General features: G+C 69.4%; 13 protein-coding genes. 1 reads left to right on the forward strand and 12 read right to left on the reverse strand.

The genetic code is table 11. The features are described from left to right. Window positions 1–60 precede the first annotated feature (60 nt). From ACFOY2_RS43320 to ACFOY2_RS43375, 12 genes are all read right to left on the reverse strand, one after another. Window positions 61–1,494: an FGGY-family carbohydrate kinase gene (locus ACFOY2_RS43320; RefSeq protein WP_379533967.1), complete on the reverse strand. Its 1,434-nt coding sequence runs from the start codon at window positions 1,492–1,494 to the stop codon at window positions 61–63. Further along, the gene (locus ACFOY2_RS43325; RefSeq protein ID WP_379533968.1) at window positions 1,494–2,471 is read right to left on the reverse strand and encodes a substrate-binding domain-containing protein; all 978 of its coding nucleotides are present in this window, start codon (window positions 2,469–2,471) and stop codon (window positions 1,494–1,496) included. Before ACFOY2_RS43325 ends, ACFOY2_RS43320 begins: the two co-directional genes overlap by 1 nt. After that, the gene (locus ACFOY2_RS43330; RefSeq protein WP_379533969.1) at window positions 2,468–3,496 is read right to left on the reverse strand and encodes an ABC transporter permease; all 1,029 of its coding nucleotides are present in this window, start codon (window positions 3,494–3,496) and stop codon (window positions 2,468–2,470) included. The genes ACFOY2_RS43325 and ACFOY2_RS43330 overlap by 4 nt, the downstream gene beginning before the upstream one ends. Continuing rightward, window positions 3,493–4,995: a sugar ABC transporter ATP-binding protein gene (locus tag ACFOY2_RS43335; RefSeq protein ID WP_379533970.1), complete on the reverse strand. Its 1,503-nt coding sequence runs from the start codon at window positions 4,993–4,995 to the stop codon at window positions 3,493–3,495. Before ACFOY2_RS43335 ends, ACFOY2_RS43330 begins: the two co-directional genes overlap by 4 nt. Continuing rightward, window positions 4,992–7,484 (reverse strand): glycoside hydrolase family 172 protein, encoded by a 2,493-nt coding sequence (locus ACFOY2_RS43340; RefSeq protein ID WP_379533971.1) that lies wholly within the window; start codon window positions 7,482–7,484, stop codon window positions 4,992–4,994. The genes ACFOY2_RS43335 and ACFOY2_RS43340 overlap by 4 nt, the downstream gene beginning before the upstream one ends. Then, window positions 7,474–8,889 (reverse strand): L-fucose/L-arabinose isomerase family protein, encoded by a 1,416-nt coding sequence (locus tag ACFOY2_RS43345; RefSeq protein ID WP_379533972.1) that lies wholly within the window; start codon window positions 8,887–8,889, stop codon window positions 7,474–7,476. The genes ACFOY2_RS43340 and ACFOY2_RS43345 overlap by 11 nt, the downstream gene beginning before the upstream one ends. A 386-nt stretch (window positions 8,890–9,275) precedes the next feature. Beyond that, window positions 9,276–10,277 (reverse strand): LacI family DNA-binding transcriptional regulator, encoded by a 1,002-nt coding sequence (locus tag ACFOY2_RS43350; RefSeq protein ID WP_379533973.1) that lies wholly within the window; start codon window positions 10,275–10,277, stop codon window positions 9,276–9,278. 36 nt (window positions 10,278–10,313) lie between these two features. Next, on the reverse strand, window positions 10,314–11,396 hold the full coding sequence (locus ACFOY2_RS43355) for a glycoside hydrolase family 172 protein (RefSeq protein ID WP_379533974.1): 1,083 nt from the start codon (window positions 11,394–11,396) through the stop codon (window positions 10,314–10,316). 12 nt (window positions 11,397–11,408) lie between these two features. Continuing rightward, a complete protein-coding gene (locus ACFOY2_RS43360) occupies window positions 11,409–12,206 on the reverse strand; it encodes a carbohydrate ABC transporter permease (RefSeq protein WP_379533975.1) in 798 nt (265 codons plus the stop codon). Beyond that, window positions 12,196–13,137: a carbohydrate ABC transporter permease gene (locus ACFOY2_RS43365; RefSeq protein ID WP_379533976.1), complete on the reverse strand. Its 942-nt coding sequence runs from the start codon at window positions 13,135–13,137 to the stop codon at window positions 12,196–12,198. Before ACFOY2_RS43365 ends, ACFOY2_RS43360 begins: the two co-directional genes overlap by 11 nt. Window positions 13,138–13,176: 39 nt before the next feature. Then, entirely contained in the window at window positions 13,177–14,526 is a 1,350-nt protein-coding gene (locus ACFOY2_RS43370; protein ID WP_379533977.1) for an ABC transporter substrate-binding protein, read from the reverse strand. 302 nt (window positions 14,527–14,828) lie between these two features. After that, complete coding sequence (locus ACFOY2_RS43375) at window positions 14,829–15,716, reverse strand: helix-turn-helix domain-containing protein (protein WP_379533978.1); 888 nt, start codon at window positions 15,714–15,716, stop codon at window positions 14,829–14,831. 104 nt (window positions 15,717–15,820) lie between these two features. On the opposite strand from ACFOY2_RS43375, the gene ACFOY2_RS43380 reads away from it, so the two are divergent. Beyond that, complete coding sequence (locus ACFOY2_RS43380; protein ID WP_379533979.1) at window positions 15,821–16,615, forward strand: phytanoyl-CoA dioxygenase family protein; 795 nt, start codon at window positions 15,821–15,823, stop codon at window positions 16,613–16,615. Window positions 16,616–16,857 lie beyond the last annotated feature (242 nt).

The raw sequence follows: 16,857 nt of genomic DNA on the forward strand, positions 1-16,857 counted from the left end.
CGGACGATACGCCACCCGGGGCCTCATCCCCGGCGGCGCCCCTGTCGGCGGGCGCTTGCGTCAGGCGAGGGCGTGGGCGATGTGTGATGTGGCCTGGTACAGCTCCCGGTACAGTCGATAGAGCCGCTCGTACTCCTCGGCCGCCTCGGGGTCGGGCCGTACCACGCTCGTCACCGGGTTCCAGCCCGCGCACGACACGCCGACGGCCCCGGCCGCCAGCATCGCGTCGCCGAAGGCGGCGCCGACCGTCTGGGCGGGCAGTTCCTGCTCCTGCCGCAGCACGTCGGAGACGATCCGCGTCCACAGCCCGCCACGGGTGCCGCCGCCGACCGCCACCAGCCGTTCGCCCTTCCCGCCGGCCTCGCGCATGGCCTCCAGGTTGTGCCGGACGCCGAACGCCGTCGCCTCCAGGGCGGCCCGGTACAGGTGACCGCGCCCGTGCCGCAGCGTCAGCCCGATCACCGTCCCGCGCGCGTCCGGGTCGAAGAGGGGCGTCCGCTCCCCCGCGAAGTACGGCAGCATCAGCAGCCCCTCGGCCCCGGCCCCGGCCGCGGCGGCCTCCGTCGTGAGGTCGCCGAAGGAGGCGCCGGTCAGGTCGCGCAGCCACGCGGTGATCGCTCCCGAGGTGGCCATGCCCGCCGCCAGGTTGTAGGTCCCCGGCGCCACCCCGGCCGTGCCCCACAGCTTGGGGGACGTGGCCCGTTCCGCGAGGACCTCGACGATGAACATGGTCGTCCCGTACATGAGCATCACGTCGCCGGGCGAGCCGACCCCGACGCTCAGGGCCTCCGCCCAGGCGTCGATGGTCCCGGCGACCACCGGGATCCCGGCGGGCAGCCCGGTCAGCTCGGAGGCGGCGCGGGTGACGGTCCCGACCACGTCGCCGCTCCACGCCAGCTCGGGCAGCTCCAACCCGGGGGCGACGTCCCAGTCGGTGATCCATTCGTGGGTGCGCGTGTCGTACAGGGGCGTGCACTGGCTGGCGGAGTGGTGATCGAGCACGTACGCGCCGGTGAGCCGGTGCACCAGCCACGAGTGCGCCATGAACAGCCGCCTGGTTCCGGCCCACACCTCCGGCTCGTGCCCGCGCAGCCATTCCAGCTTCGGCCCGACGGCCTGCGAGGTGAGCGGCGACCCGCAGCGTTCCATGATCGCGTCGGTGCCGTAACGGGCGTTCTGCGCCGCGATCTCGGCGGTGGCGCGCGTGTCGACGCCGTACAGGATCGCGGGGCGCAGCGGCGTGCCGTCCTCGGCGCAGGGCAGCACGCACGGCCCGATCCCGCTCACCCCGACGGCGGCCACGTCCGGCCTGGCCAGCTCCGTGACGATCGAGACGAAGTCGGCCCACCACACCTCGAGCGCGTCGTGCTCGAACCAGCCGGGGCGCGGCGTGGCCGTCGGGTGTTCGCGTACCGCCGTGACCACGACGGTCCCATCGGGGGCGACGAGCACCCCCTTGGAGCTCGACGTCCCGATGTCGATACCGAGGAACATCAGTTCTGTCCTGAAAGGTCGTACTGTTTGTACAGGTCGGCGGCGTTGTCCTTGGAGACCTGCGTGGTGCCGAGCACCTGCTGCTTCTCGACCGGCTGGCCGTGCAGGATCTTGTTGACGGTGTCGGCGGCCTCCTCCGCCCCCGTCGGGTAGATGAAGGTGGCCGAGAGCTGGCCGAGCTGGACCGCGCGGATGCCGCCGTCGGGGATGGCCAGTCCGTCGATGCCGATGAACTTGATCTTGTCGGCCTTGCCGGCCGCCTGCGCCGCCAGGTAGGCGCCCAGGGCCATCGGGTCGTTGTGCCCGTACACGAGGTCGATCTGGGGGTGCTGGGCCAGCCACTGCTGCATGATCGGGGTGGCCTGCTCCTTCAGCCACTTGCCCTCGCGGTCGGCGATGATCTTGATCTTGGGGTTGGCGGCGATGGCCTCGCGGAAGCCCTTGTCGCGGTCGATCTGCGGCTGGTTGGACATGATGCCGCGCAGCTCCACGATGTTGCCGCCGTTCGGCAGCAGCTTGACGGCCTCCTCCCCGGCCTTCTTGCCGATGAGGACGTTGTCGCCGCCGATGAAGGCGCTGAAGCAGTCGGTGTTCACGGTGCGGTCGAGCACGATGACCGGGATCTTGGCCTCGCACGCCTGCTGGACGGCCGCCGTCAGCGGGGCGGGCTCGGTGGGCGAGACGATGAGCGCGTCGACCTTCTGGGTGATGAAGTTCTGGACCTGGGAGACCTGCGTGGCGCTGGACTGCTTGGCGTCGGCGATCGGCAGCAACTCAATGTCCTGATATTTCTTCATAAAGTGCTGCAACTGCAGGTTGAGCTGCGCCCGGTACGGCTCGGCGTTGTTCGACTGTGAGTACCCCACGACGAACTTCTTGCCGCCCTCGCCGCCCGAGGAAGCCGACGGGGCCGGCGCCTTGGACGCGCACGCGGCGGTCAGCAGCGCGCAGAGCACGATGGTGACGGTCTTCTTCATGATCGAGACCCTCCTCGGAAGAACGTGAAGAGATCGGGACGCTGCAGGACGACCGCCACGACGACGATCAGTCCCTTGATCACGAGCTGCCAGTTGTCGCTGACCGCGTTCAGCCCGAGCACGTTGTCGAGCAGCGTCAGGATGAGGGCGCCGACGAACGTGCCCGCGATCGTGCCCTTGCCGCCCGCCAGCGACGCGCCGCCGATGACGGCCGCGGCGATGGCGTCCAGTTCGAACGACTGCCCGGCCTGCGGATCGGCCGAGGCGCTGTAGGCGGCGTCGATCGGCCCGGCGAACCCGGCGAGCATGCCGGACAGCGTGAACACCGCGATCGTGACCGCCGTGACGTTGACGCCGGACAGTCTGGCCGCCGTGGGGTTGCCACCGACGGCGTACACGTGCCGGCCGAACCGGGTCTTGGTGAGGATGAGGTGGAAGACGATGCAGACCACGATGAAGGCCAGCACCGGGTAGTAGACGCGGTCGAACAGGTTGTGCCCGGGGGTGCCGAAGAGCTGGAAGGCCTCCGCCTGCGGCGTCAGCTTCCCGTCGGGGCCGGCGATCTGGGTGCCGACGCTGACGTTGTCGCTCATCTGCCGGTCCAGGCCGCGCACGACCGACAGCATGGCCAGCGTCATGACGAACGACTGGATGCGCAGCCAGGCCGTACCGGCGCCGTTCAGGAAACCAAACAAGGCCCCCACCAGCATGCAGACCGGCACGATCTGCCACGGTTCCAGCGAGTACTTCGAGAGCATCATCGCCGCCGTCATCGAGGCGATGCCCAGCAGCGAGCCGACGGACAGGTCGATGCCGCCGGTCAGGATCACCAGCGTGACGCCGACGGCCAGGATGCCGCGCGAGGCGAAGGCGCCGATGGCGTTGGTGAGGTTCGTCTCGTTGAGGAACATCTCGCCCTTGGTGGCGATCCCCACGGCGAGGACCAGCACCAGGCCGATGTAGGCCTGGGCGGCTCCGAGGGCGGAGAGCGTGCGCCGCGTCCGGCTCTCCCCGGATGTCATCATGTGGTCACCTGCTGTCGTGCCATGGCGGCTTCGAGGATCGCCTCCTGGCTTGCCTGACCCCTGCCGAACTCGCCGGTGATCCGGCCCTCGCAGAGCACGAGGATCCGGTCGCACATGGCCAGCAGCTCGGGCAGCTCGGAGGAGGCCACGAGCACGCCCTTGCCCGAGGTGGCCAGCTCGGACATCAGCGCGTGGATCTCGGCCTTGGCGCCGACGTCGATGCCGCGGGTGGGCTCGTCCATGAGGATCAGCGAGGGTGTGGTCAGCAGCCATTTGGCCAGCACGACCTTCTGCTGGTTGCCGCCGGACAGGTTGCCGACCGTGAAGCGGATGCCGGGGGCCTTGACGCGCAGTTCGCGTACCCGCTCATCGACGGCGGCGTGCTCGCGCCGGGCGTCCACCATCCCGAACCGCAGGAACCGCCCGAGCGAGGGCAGGCTGGCGTTGAAGGCGATGGTGTTGCCGAGCACGAGGCTCTGTGCCTTGCGGTCCTCGGCGACCAGCGCGACACCGCGCCTGATCGCGCTTTTCGGACTTTTCGGCCGGTACAGCCTGCCGCCCAGGCTCATCTTGCCCGCGGCCGCCCTGTGCACGCCGAAGATCGACTCAAGCAGCTCGCTGCGGCCCGCGCCCATCAGCCCGGCGACGCCGACGATCTCGCCGGCCCGTACGGACAGGGAGACCTCGCGCAGCGCGGTGCGCCCCGAGCCCTGCTCGCCCGGCACCGACAGCCCTTCGACCTTCAGCAGCTCCCCGCCCCTGGAGCCGCCCTCGGCCCTCGGGAACAGCTCGCCCAGCGGCCGGCCGACCATCATCTGGATCAGCTCGTCCCGGTCGACGCCGTCGCGCTCGCCGATGTAACGGCCGTCGCGCAGCACGACCACCCGGTCGGCGATCTCCTCCAGCTCCTCCAGCCGGTGGGAGATGTAGATGACGGCCACGCCGCGCCCGGTCAGGTCGCGGATGACCGTGTACAGGCGGCGCACCTCGGCGTCGGCCAGCGCCGAGGTGGGCTCGTCCATGACCAGGACGCGGACGTTCTGCGACAGGGCCTTGGCCACCTCGATGAGCTGGCGTTCGGCGATCTTGCACTGTTTGACGAGCCGGCGCGGCGACAGGTCGAGCCCGAGGCCGCGCAGCAGCTCCGCGGTGCGCGCCTCCATGCCCTTGCGGTCGAGGATCGCGCGCTCCCTGCCGAGGAAGATGTTGTCGGCGATGGACAGCTCGGGCACCAGATTGAGCTCCTGGTGGATCATCGCGATCCCGTGCCGCCGGGCGTCCTTGGGCGAGTGGATGTGGGCGACCTGGCCGCCGATCTCGATCTCGCCCTCGTAGTCCTTGAACACCCCGGCCAGGATGTTCATGAGCGTGGACTTGCCGGCGCCGTTCTCCCCGAGCAGGGCCACCACCTCGCCCTCCCCGACGGTGAGCGAGACGCCGTCGAGCGCCCGCACACCGGGGAAGGACTTGCCGATGGCCCGCATCGCCAGGATGGTCACCGCAGGCTCCATGCCGTGTAGGAGGCCGCCGACCAGGGAGTCTTCGGGGTGAGCCGGACGGTGATCTCGCCTGCGCCGCGGGTGGCCGCCGCCGGGATCTGGTAGACGTCCTCCAGCCACTTGCGGCTCTGGTTGCCGAGCGGCTGCACCCAGTCGGGCAGCCGCCGCCCGTTCACGGTGACCTCGGCGTGCTGCCCCGCGGTGCTCTGGTCGCCCGTGCGGCGCAGCTCCACGCCCCGGTTGTTCTTGTCGATCTTCAGCGTGAAGCCGATCGGGGCCTCGGTGACTCGGTGGGCGGCCTTGAGCTTGTCGGTGTTCCTGAAGTCGCCCTCGAACGCGGACTCCAGCGTGACCGGCTCGCCCTGGCCGGTGTAGCCGTGCGCGCGCTCGCTGGCCGGGTCGCCGACGGTGAGCGAGTCGGTGCGGGTCGTGGCGTTCTTCCCCGAGCCGTACCAGTAGGCGGTGGAGGAGTAGACGCCCTCGACGTCGTTGGTCCAGCCGTGCTCGATGTCGAAGGTGATCGCGCTGCCGAACGGGACGGCGTCGCCGATCATCAGCCGGTAGGCGCCGGTGCAGTCATTGTCCGCCGGGCAGCCGGTCGCCGGGGCCAGGTGGGCGGGGTTGCCGTGGAAGGGGGTGTTGAAGGTCTCGCGGTTGAAGTACCAGCCGGCCTGGTAGAAGTCCTCGGTGCCGGTGCCGTGGATCTGCGGGGTGCGCGAGCCGTCCACGTAGACGCGCTCGTCGCCCTCCAGGTAGTTGCGGTTCGTGGGGCCGCGCATGGTGTGGGTGACGCCGACGAACTTGCCCTGGCCGGTGGCCCGCAGGAAGGGCCAGCTCTTGCCGGGGGTGGTGGCGCCGGCGCGGGATTGCGTCCTGAAATAACCGATATTTCCTGCCATCGGGCGGTTGGTCGACGTGACGGACGCCTGCCCCTCGACGGTCCTGTCAGAGTCGTTGAACAGCTCGACCGTGGCGCCCGTCCGGTACGGCATCGGCCACCACGCCGCCATCGCGCTCGTCGCCGCGTCGACCTCGTACATCATCGACTTGACCGGCATCATCGCGTGGCCGGTGCCGAAGAACTCCCCGACCGGCGAGTCCACGGTCCGCGTCCCGTCGAACACGATCCTCAGCCGCAGCCCCTGCAGGACCTCCTGCGCCTGCCGCACCTTGGCCAGCCGGGCCTCGTCCATCGGGAAGGCGAAGGTCCGCTCCCCCTGCCAGGTCTGGGCGACGATCTTGTACTGGTGCGCGGCCTCGTTCGCGGCGTCGCCCACGTCCACGGTGTCGGTACGCCGGCCCGCGCTGTCCACCCAGTAGGTGAACTCGTTGTAGTCGAGGTCGGAGGAGACGAACACGTTCTTGACCGTGATCTGCGACTTGCCCTTGGTCGCGGCGGCCGGCAGGTCGACCACCTCCTCGGCCCACATCCCGGAGGCGCCCAGCTTGCTCGGCGCCCACTGGGCGGCCTCCTGGCCGTCCACCAGCACCTTGGCGACCTGCCTGCCGAGGGCCGGGTCGATGCGCCTGGTCAGCCGCACGCCGTCGTTGGCGGGGTCGATCTTCACGGTGAACTCGCTGGAGCCGCCCCTGCCGAACGCCCGGCCCTCGTCGGCCTCGGTGTCCGGCAGCACCTGCTCGGCCTGGGGCAGCCGCAGGCGGATCGCGGACAGCAGACCGGAGCCGTTCGTGCGCGCCAGCCGTACGGACTGGCCGGGGGCGAGCCTGACCGCGGCGTCCTGCGTGCGCGCGCCCGGGAGCGCCGGCTTGGGGTCGCCGCCCGCCTTGAACCGGTCGATCACGTCCTGCGCCTTGTCGGCGGGGTCGAACGTGCGCACGCCCTCGGCGTCGGCGAACGTGCGGTAGGTGACGTGGTGGAAGAGCGGGTTGTGCTCGGTGGTGATGCGCATCGACTGGCGGTACGGCATCGGCACCGCGACGTACACGCCGCCGGAGCTCTGGTCGGCGTTGCCCACGAGCGGGTAGGCGAAGGGGGCGCCGAGCTTGCCGTTCACCAGGTCCTGCAGGCTCCTCTCCACGACCTTGCGGCCGTCGAGCTCGATCGTGATCTTGCCGGTGCGGGTGACGTCGCCGCCGTCCCTGGTGAACCAGATGGACTGCACCTCGCCCGCCCCGGTGTGCTCGGCGATCACGCACGAGGTGCCGAGGGTGCGCAGGCAGGAGTAGGTGCCCTCGAAGCCGTCGTTGTTGTCGGCGGTGCGGTCGAAGCTGGAGAACTGCTTGGTCTGGACGCCGGTGGTCAGCTCAGGCAGCCGGTCGAGCCGCCGGTAGACGTCCCACCCGACCGGGCCCTTGTCCGTCACGGCCTGCCGCGCGAAGGCGGGAACCGCCGTCGTCCCGGTCTGCTGCGCGTGGGCGGGAACCGCCGTCGTCCCGGTCTGCTGCGCGTGGGCGGGGACCGCCGTCGTCCCGGCCGCGAGAGCGGCGGTGAGCGCGAGAATGGAAAACCGCTGAAGCCTACGCCGCATCGCCGAACCCCTCGAACTCGACGCCGAGCTGGTCACACACCGCCCGCAGCTCCGCGACGTAGTCGCCGGGCACCGCGTGGATGTGGTTGGAGCCGAACCGGCCGAGGAACTCGGTGGCCGGCACGTGCAGCCTGGTGAAGGCGTGCGGCCACTCGAACGTCGACTGGCGGGCCATCGCCTCGTTGGTGGCGTCGTCGTACAGCTCGAAGTCGCCGCGCATCACGTGCATCCGGTACGCGCCGTCCCTGCGGGTGAGCCGCGCGAACGTGGCGGCGCCCGGCGCCGCCAGGTGGTGCACGCTGGCGCCGCCCGCCGGGAAGAAGAACACCTCGGGGTGGAAGTGGGTCTTCGCCAGGTTCTCCGCGGGGTCGTCGGAGCGGGCGGCGTACCAGGTGGCGTGCTGGCCCGAGTTGCACAGGTCCCACACGTCCTTGTCGGCGTGGTAGTGCCGCACGTCGGCGAACAGCACCGGGTCGCCGCTCAGCAGTTTGAGGATCTGCATGGTCAGCGCGCCGTCCATGTCGGCCTCGGTGGCGCAGACGTGCGTCTCCTTGGGGCCCTCCCAGTCGTAGGGGTCGTTGAGGAATGCCTCGGCGATGTCCATCGTGCAGAAGTGGGTGGTCAGCTCGGGCTGGCCCTTGATGCCCGAGAAGTCCAGGTTCCACTCGTCGATGAGCTCGCGCATCGCGTAGTACGTGCGGATCTGCCGTTCCAGCAGCTCAGGCGTGAGCTGCTTGCCGTCGTAGTGGACGTTGCCCTTGGTCTCGAGCCATTCGCGAGCCTCCTTCACCCTGGTCTGGGACGCGTTCTCGCTGCGGCGCACGATCTCCCACTGGTCGATCTCCTCGACGTCCACGCCGAACGTGCGCATCCACTGGTCGGTGTTGGCGACGGCGGTGTACATGCCCATGGGCCGGCCGCCGATCCGCCCGAACGTGGAACCGCGCAGCCCGCGCACGGCCTGCGCGGCCCGTACCTCGACGAGCACCCGCTCCCTGACGGCGGGATCCTCGATGTCACCCCAGGCGCGGGCGTGCACCCGCCCGATCTGGTCCAGCCCTCCGCCGCCGGCGAGCATGCCGACCATGCCCGGCTGGGCCGGGTCGATGTTGGCCATCAGCAGCAGCGGCCCGGGGGTCGCCTCGGCGGCCAGCATCGTGAAGTGCGGGAAGGCCCAGACCGCGTAGTTGAAGATCGTCAAGTCGGGCCGCTGGTCGGCCAGCCAGCGCGCCTGGGAGGTGGCCAGCTCGTTCGTCCACACGATCTCCGGCGCCACGATCACCTCGTGCCCGTCCTTCCGCAGGGCCTCCGCCAGGGCGGTGGTGGCGGTGGTGATGTGGTCGACGAGATCGCGGGCGACGAAGTCCCGTCCGTCCGAGATGCTCAGCACTCCGATACGTGCCACGGCTGTTGACCTCCAGGGGGGTGATGTTTCTGGGAAATCGATTGCCCAGAAATCGATTTCCCCTCAAGCTAGATCTCCCCTTGAAGACCGTCAATGCCGCGTCACATCACAGAATCGCAACGGTGAACCGATTTCCCACAACGGCCTTACCGCCCCAGGAACCGCATCCACGGCCCCCTGGACACGTCCGCACCGCACAGGGACATGGTTCAGAACCCGCCGCACGAGGGCGTTTGAGAGGACCCGCACCACCACCACGCCGCCGCCGAGACAGCCAGAACCGCATCACGACGTCGTGGCCTGATCGCCGCTGCCAACGTGGCCCAGCGCGTCAGGCCGCAGTGTGAGCGGCGCACTCTTCGGCGACACCGTGTCGACTTCGGAGCTCAGGGGTTACGGGGCGACGAGCTTTCGCGTGGGTGGAGTTCCGTCTGCAGCACCATTCGGACAGCGGGACGGGCCGGGTTGTCGATCCGGTCCATCAACAGTTGCGCCGCCGCCCGCCCGAGCTCGTACGTGGGCTGCCGAACCGTGCTCAGCCCGGGACGGAACAGCCGCGCCCACGGAATGTCGTCGAACCCGATCACCCCCACCCGCCCGGGGATCGAAACCCCGCGTTCGGACAGGCACTCCACGGCCCCCACCGTCATCAGGTTGTTGGCCGCGAAGACGGCGTCCATCTCCACCCCGTCGTCCAGCAGCCCGGCCAGGGCCGAGTACCCGCCCTCCTCCCGGAAGTCGGCGTGCCGGATGAGCGTGCGGTCGGACGACAGTCCGAAGGCGCGCAGCGCCCGCTGGTAGCCGCGCAACCGCTGCATGGCCGTCGACATGCGGCGCGGCCCGGTGATGCAGGCGATCCGCCGGTAGCCGGACTCCAGCAAATGGGTGGTGGCCATCTCGGCGCCTTTCTCGTTGTCGACGAGTACGGCGTCCACCTCGGTCTGGGCCAGTTCCCTGTCGATGGTGACCACGGCGGTCCCCGCGGCGACGAGGGCGCTGATGTCCGACGAGTCGTCCGCCGGCGAGATGATCACCCCGGCCACGTTGTCGGCCAGCGCCACCGCGATGTACTCGGCCTCTCTGGCCCGGTTCTCGTCGGTGTTGCACAGGACGACGGAGTAGCCGAACTGCCGGCCCCCGTCCTCCACCCCGCGTACGAGCGAGGTGAAGAACGGGTTGCCGACGTCGGAGACGAGCACCGCCCACAGTGTGGTCTGCCTGCGCCTGAGGTTGCGCGCGACGCCGTTGGGCCGGTAGCCGAGCTCCCGCACCGCCGCGTGCACGCGTGCCGCCAGCTCCGGGTTGACCGTGGAGCGGCCGTTGAGCACGCGGGAGACCGTAGCGGCGGAGACCCCGGCGTGCCGGGCGACATCTTGGATCTTGAGCAACCTCGTCCCATTCTCATCGCAGGCAAAGGAAATCGATTACCGAGAGCGCGGGAACGGCAACCGCTCCTCGACGGGCGCGATCCCGAACGGGCGATGCGGCAGCGTCTGGTACCAGTAGGCGACCGAGGAGAAGTCGTCCGAGCGCTTGTTGGCGTGGCCGTGCTCGATCGTCACCCTGATGGACTCGGTGAAGGTGATCGGGTCCTCGACGTGGAAGCGGTAGAGGGAGATCTCGCCGCTCCAGTTGTCCCCGCCGGGCATGGTGATGCCGTGGTAGGGGGCGTGATACGTCTGCGTCGGGCACCACGCGGTGTTGAAGTAGTCCTCGGTGCCGGTGCCGTGCAGGGAGGGCGGAAACGGCTCTCCGTCGATGAAGATCATGTCATCGCCCTCGCCGTACCAGTTCCAGTCGCTGGTCTCGCGCAGGTTGCGGATGTTGAGCACGCAGCCGACGTAGTGGCCGCGCCCCTGCGCGTCGAGGATGACGTAGTTGCCGTCGCCGGTGTCGTTGATGCCCTCGACCTGGTACTCGCGGTTGCTCTGCGTGCCCTGCGGCACCCCGTCCGTCGGCCGCTCGCTACGCCACTGCGCGTGGAAGTAGCCGAGGTCGTCGGCGGCGGAGTCGAACAGCTCGTAGTCGATGTAGTAGTAGAAGAACACCGGCTCGGCCGACAGTTCGCTGATCAGCTCCACCCGCGCCCGCCCGGCGAAGGGCATGTGGAACCACGAGTTGAAGGACTTGCCGTCCTGCGGGCTCATCTGCAGCGGCGCGGAGACGAAGTTCGCCGTCTTGGCGTGGCCCATGCCGAAGAAGTCGCCGAGCGGCACCAGCACGCTCGGGTGCTCCTGGTCGTCCCAGGTGATCTTCAGAACGAGCCGGCGCAGGTAGTCGACGTCCACCGCGTCCGGCACGTCCTTCAGCGGCAGCGCCACCGTGCACCAGATGTGGTTGATGGAGCCGGGCCCCTCGATGTCGGCCAGCGTCACGGTGGTGCCGGCCTGGACGGTCAGGCGGTCCTCGTTGCCGCCCGTACGGTCGTAGCTGGAGACCCGCTTGCGCTTGGAGGCCCGAAGGCGGGGCAGGTCGCGCAGGCTGCTGCCGTAGTTGCCATAGGTCATGCGATGTGATCCTTACTTCAGTCCGGAGGTCTTGATCGCCTCGACGAGCCGGCGCTGGCCGAGCACGAACGCGATCAGGGTGGGCACGGCCGCGATCAACGTCGCGGCCAGGACGTAGTTCCAGGCCGAGCCGTACTGGCCTTGGAGGGTGGCGATCCCGACCTGCACCATGCGCAGCCCAGGGTCTCGGGTGGCGGTCAGCGGCCACAGGAACGCATTCCAGTTGGCCAGGAAGAAGAGCACGGACAGCGAGGCGAGCACGGGCCGGCTGAGGGGCACGACGACCTGCCACCAGCGCCGGAAATATCCGCATCCGTCGAGGTCGGCGGCCTCCTCCAGCTCACGCGGGATCGTCAGGTAGTACTGACGCAGCAGGAAGATCCCGAAGGCGTGGAAGATCGCCGGCAGGATCAGCCCCGCGTACGTGTCCAGCAGCCCGAGCTGCCTGGCCACCAGGAACAGCGGCACGAGGATCACCGGCAGCGACACCAGCAGCGTGGAGACGATCATCGAGAAGATCACCTGCCGGCCGGGGAAGCGCAGCCGGGCCAGCGCGTAGGCGGCCATCGAGTGCAGCACGAGCGCGATCACCGTGACCGCCACGGAGACGATCGCGCTGTTGAGCATGTAGCGGCCGATGGGCACCTCGGTCAGCACGTACAGGACGTTGTCCAGGGTGAGCCTGCTCGGCAACGCCACGTCGAACAGCTCGTCCGCGGGCTTGAGCACCACCACCAGCAGCCACACCAGCGGCGCGACCGTCACGGCCGCCAGCACGTACCCGACGAGCGCGCGCAGCCTAACCGACATCGAACCGGCCTCCCTTCGTGGCCCCGAACATGACCCCCGTGGCCACGACCAGGAAGGCGACGACCGCCGTGGTCAGCGCCGCCGCGTAGCCGTAGTTGTTGAAGGTGAAAGCCTGCTGGTAGATGTAGAAGACGACGCTGGAGGTGCTGCCCGCGGGGCCGCCCTTGGTCAGGACGTACACCAGGTCGAACGCCTGCAGCCCGGTGACGGCGCCGACGGTCGAGTTGACCAGCACGAAGAAGCTGGTCGGCCGGAGCAGCGGCCAGATGACATACCTGAAACGCTGCCACGCGCTGGCGCCGTCGACCCGCGCCGCCTCCTCGTACTCCTTGGGGATGTCCTTCAGCCCGCCGAGCAGGATCAGCATCTGGTAGCCCATGAGGAACCAGATGCTGATCACCACGAGCGACCCGAGCGCGAGGGCGGGGTTGCCCAGGAACGACACATCGCCCAGCCCGAAGGGCCGCAGCAGCGCGGGCACCGCGCCCTGCTTGTCGGTCAGCAGGAACTGCCACACCACGCCGACCACGACGAGGCTGATGACGTGCGGCAGGAAGAACATCGTGCGCACCAGGCCGACCCCGGGGAAGTGGTCGCGCACCAGCATCGCGAGCCCGAGGCTGACCACGAAGCCGATGGGGACGAACGTCACCATGTACCTCAGCGTGACCTGGACGCTCTGCCAGAGCTGCGCGTCGCCCGCCATCTGCGCGAAGTTGTCCAGGCCGACGAAGGTGTAACCGCCGAAGCCGTCCACGCTGAACAGGGACACGCCGACGGCCAGCACCATCGGCAGGCCGACGAAGACGAGCAGGCCGAGCAGGTCAGGCAGGACGAACGCGTACCCGGCCAGGGCCTCCCTCCTGCGGCGCGTCCACCTCGGGGGCGCCGTGCCGGCGGGCGTCGTGACGGGCGCGCTCGAATCGACCATTGTGGCCATCACCTACCGCCTCTCTCCACTCGGGCCGGTTCACAACATCGCCGCACCCTTGTAGCCCTTCAGGAACGTGTCGATCTTCGATGCGGCCTCGGCCGCCGCCTGCGCCGGGTCCACCCCGCCGAGCTGGGCGGCCTGGATGGCGTCCGACACGGCCTTGTACACCTCGGGCGTGTAGCGCGGCTCGGTCCGCCCGCCGGGGACGACCCGCTCCAGGAAGACCTTGAGCGCGGGCGTGTCGAACGCCCCCGCCGACTTGGCCGCCGCCTCGACCGACTTGCGGGCGGGCAGGTTCGTCTTGACGACGGTGTTCCACTGCCGTCCGCGCTCGACGCCCTCGGCGTCGGTCGCGCCCAGCGCCCAGGCAATGAACGTGGCCGCCGCCTCCGGGTTGGCGCCCTTGGCGTTGGCCACGAACGCCCATCCGCCGATGTCGGTCGTGTACGTGCCGCCGTCGGGGACGGGCAGCGGGAACACCCCGTACTTGAAGTCCTTCTGCTGCTGCTCGAGCTCCGACACCGACCAGATGCCGCTCTGCTGCATGGCGACGTAGCCGGAGCCGAGGTTCGCCGGCGCGTTGCCGGCGCCGTCGCCCTGCGGCTTGCGCGGCGCGACCTTGCTGGTGATCGCGTCCTGCCACAGCTTGAGCGCGCTGTGCACGCCGGGCGCGTTGAAGCCGGGCCCCCCGTTGTCCGGGACGGCCGAGCCGCCCGCCATCCACATGAACGGGTACCACGTGAAGTTCTGGTAGTAGCCGGGGATGGTCTCGAACAACATCCCGAACCGGTCCTTGGTGGTCAGCTTGGCGGCCACGTCGAGGAGCTGGTCCCAGGTCTTGGGGATGTCGCCTTCGGAGAGTTTCGCCTGCTCGAACGCGTCGAGGCTGTAGTAGACGGCCAGCGGCTCGCGTTCCATGGGCAGGCCGTAGACCTTGTCGCCGACCTTGCGGGTGTCGAGCACGCCGTCGGCGAAGTCGGCCATCTGGTCGGGCTTGAGGTGCGGCGTCAGATCGGTCAGCACGCCGCCGTTGTAGTACCGGAGGAAGTCGCCGGGGCTGAGCAGGAAGATGTCCGGCCCCTCACCGGCGGAGAACGCGGTCTGCAGGGCCGTACCCGCGAGGTACTCCGACACGGGCAGGTAGTGGAGCTTGACCTTGACCTCATTGCCCGCGTTCCAGGCCGCCACCAGGTCGGTGAACCACTTGCTCTGCGCGTCAGCCTGCGGGTTGGGACCGTAGAAGTTCCAGAACGTCAGCTCCTTGGCGTTGCCGCCCGTGCCCCCGCCCCCGCACGCCGACAGCAGCGGCGTCGCCATGGCCGAACCTAACATCACGGCGCCGCCACGCAGCAGCGATCTGCGGGTCACCCTCTCGAAGGCTGACATATCCATCCTCCTGATCGTTCGAAAGCTCTTGGGGGCGAGCAATCGATTTCTCAGAAATCTAGGAGCCAGGGTGCCCACCGTCAAGAACTCCCTGTTACAGCTTGCTAAAGCTAGGAATCGATATCCTCACGAGACCTGCGGCCGCACTCCCCGACGCGCCACGACCGGACATCGCCCAAGCACTTCGTGTACACGAATTGCATCCTCATAGTCTTTCTCCCGTCCTAGATCGTGCGCAGCCACCGCAGGGGCGTGCGTATACGTGCTGGTCTGGTCGTGGGACGTGGCCTCGGCCTGGGCGATCACTGCGTTCCTGGCCGATCGGGTCCGCTCCGGTGGGCGGCTGATCGCCGGTACTCGGTGGGTGTCAGCCCGACCAGTGTCCGGAAGCGGCGGGCGAAGTACGTCGGATCGTCCCAGCCGACGGCGGCGCCGACCCGGGCGGCCGGCAGGGACGAGTGCGCCAGCAGCGTGGCGGCGCGCTCGGCCCGCAGCCGGGCCAGGAAGCCGAGCGGCGTCAGCCCGACGTACCGTACGAACAGCCGGCCGAGATAGGCGGGATCCAGGTTGACCGCCCTGGCGAGATCATTCAGCCGCCACGGATGGGCGGGCTCCGCCTCGAACCGGGCGATGGTGGCGGCGACCGCGTAATGGACGGCGGGCTCGAGCGTCTCCTGTGCAGGGCCACGGCCGTCGGCCAGGACGCCGAGCACGGTGACCAGCCGGCCCAGCACCCGGCCCGGCCGGCTCGGGTCGGCCCCGAGGTCCCGTTCGAGCAGGCCGATCTCCGCGATGGCCTCCTCGGCGGCGGCCGGGTCGACGGTCGTGACCGCCACGCCGTGCGTGCCGGACGCCACCGGATCGGTCCACAACATCCGGCGCAACATCGGGATGTCGTACAGCAGCGCCAACTCGGCCCGCAGCGTCTGGGCGGACAGGCAGCAGTTGGCGACGGTCAGGCCGGCGCAGTCCCGGAACCCGTGCCAGGCGCCGGGGCGCAGCACGATGACCTGCCCGCGCCGCAGCGGGCGCTCGCCCTGGCTGGTCACGTGCCGGCCGTCACCGGTTCCGATCACGGCGATCTCGAGGAAGTCGTGCGCGTGCGGCTCGATGTCGCGGTTCAGATGGTGGACACCTGCCAGGACCGGGCTCCCGGCGAACAGCGCGTGCTCGTGCAGGGTGGCAGGCATGTCGGGATCGTACGGCTACATGCCGGGATCGGCCTAGCCCTGAACAGCCCACCACGACGACGCTTGCAGTATCCCAACGGCGAGAACCTTGGAGGTCAGTGGTGATGACGGCCACGAACGAGCAGTCCGCCAGCGACGTCGGCGCAGACGGCCGGGTGTCGGAGGAACTGGTGGCGGCCTACCGTGAGCACGGTTTCGTCCGAGTGCGCGGCGTCCTCGAACCCGACCGGATCGAGCGCTTCCGGGCCGGCGCGGCCGCGTTCCTGGCGGCGCATCGCGCGGAGAGCCTGGAGAAGCAGGGCGTCTTCAGCCAGCTCGTCAACGTCTGGCAACGCGATCCGACGCTGCGGGAGCTCACGTTCGACCGGCGGCTCGGCCGGATCGCCGAACAGCTCGCCGGGTTCCCGTTGCGGCTCTGGCACGACCAGATGCTGGTCAAGAAGCCGCACAACAACGCCGCCACGGAGTTTCACCAGGACCGTCCTTACTGGCCGCACGCGGGTGACCGGCTCCCGCTGTCGGCGTGGATCGCACTGGTCGACGTCCCGCCGGAGCGGGGCTGCATGACCTTCCTGCCCGGCACCCAGGATCGCACCGGCCTGCGCCCACAGGACCTCCACCACGAGGAGGACCTGTTCGAGATGGAACCGTCGCTGCGCTGGATCCCCCGCGTCACCGTGCCGCTCCGTGCCGGCGACTGCACCTTCCACAGCGGCTACACCGGCCACATGGCACTCCCCAACCGCACCGACCAGGCCCGGTTCGCGCACGTCACCATCTACATGGACGAGGCGACCCGCTACAGCGGGACCGGGCACGTCGTGACCGATCCGCTCAAACTCGCCGCGGGCGACCGGCTGGACGGCAACGCCTTCCCCCGCCCCTGGGCGAGGTCATGACCTGGGCGGATGCCAGGAGCCCTGTCAGGCAGGGTGATGAAGATCGGCGGATCGGGAGCGGCCACCCTTGCCGGGTGATACTCGTATCATCTATTGCGCATCTGCCATCTATGGCTTTGAGGATGCGATGCCGCTGAATGTCCCCGATCTCGGCGCTCTGCTCGACGAGGACACGCGTCCGTGGTCGTAAGCGGTCAAGTCGGAGACGCGTCCGTGGTGGCCTTCCTCATTGGGCGCGGGGA

Source organism: Nonomuraea purpurea (assembly GCF_042650645.1).
GTDB lineage: Bacteria > Actinomycetota > Actinomycetes > Streptosporangiales > Streptosporangiaceae > Nonomuraea > Nonomuraea purpurea.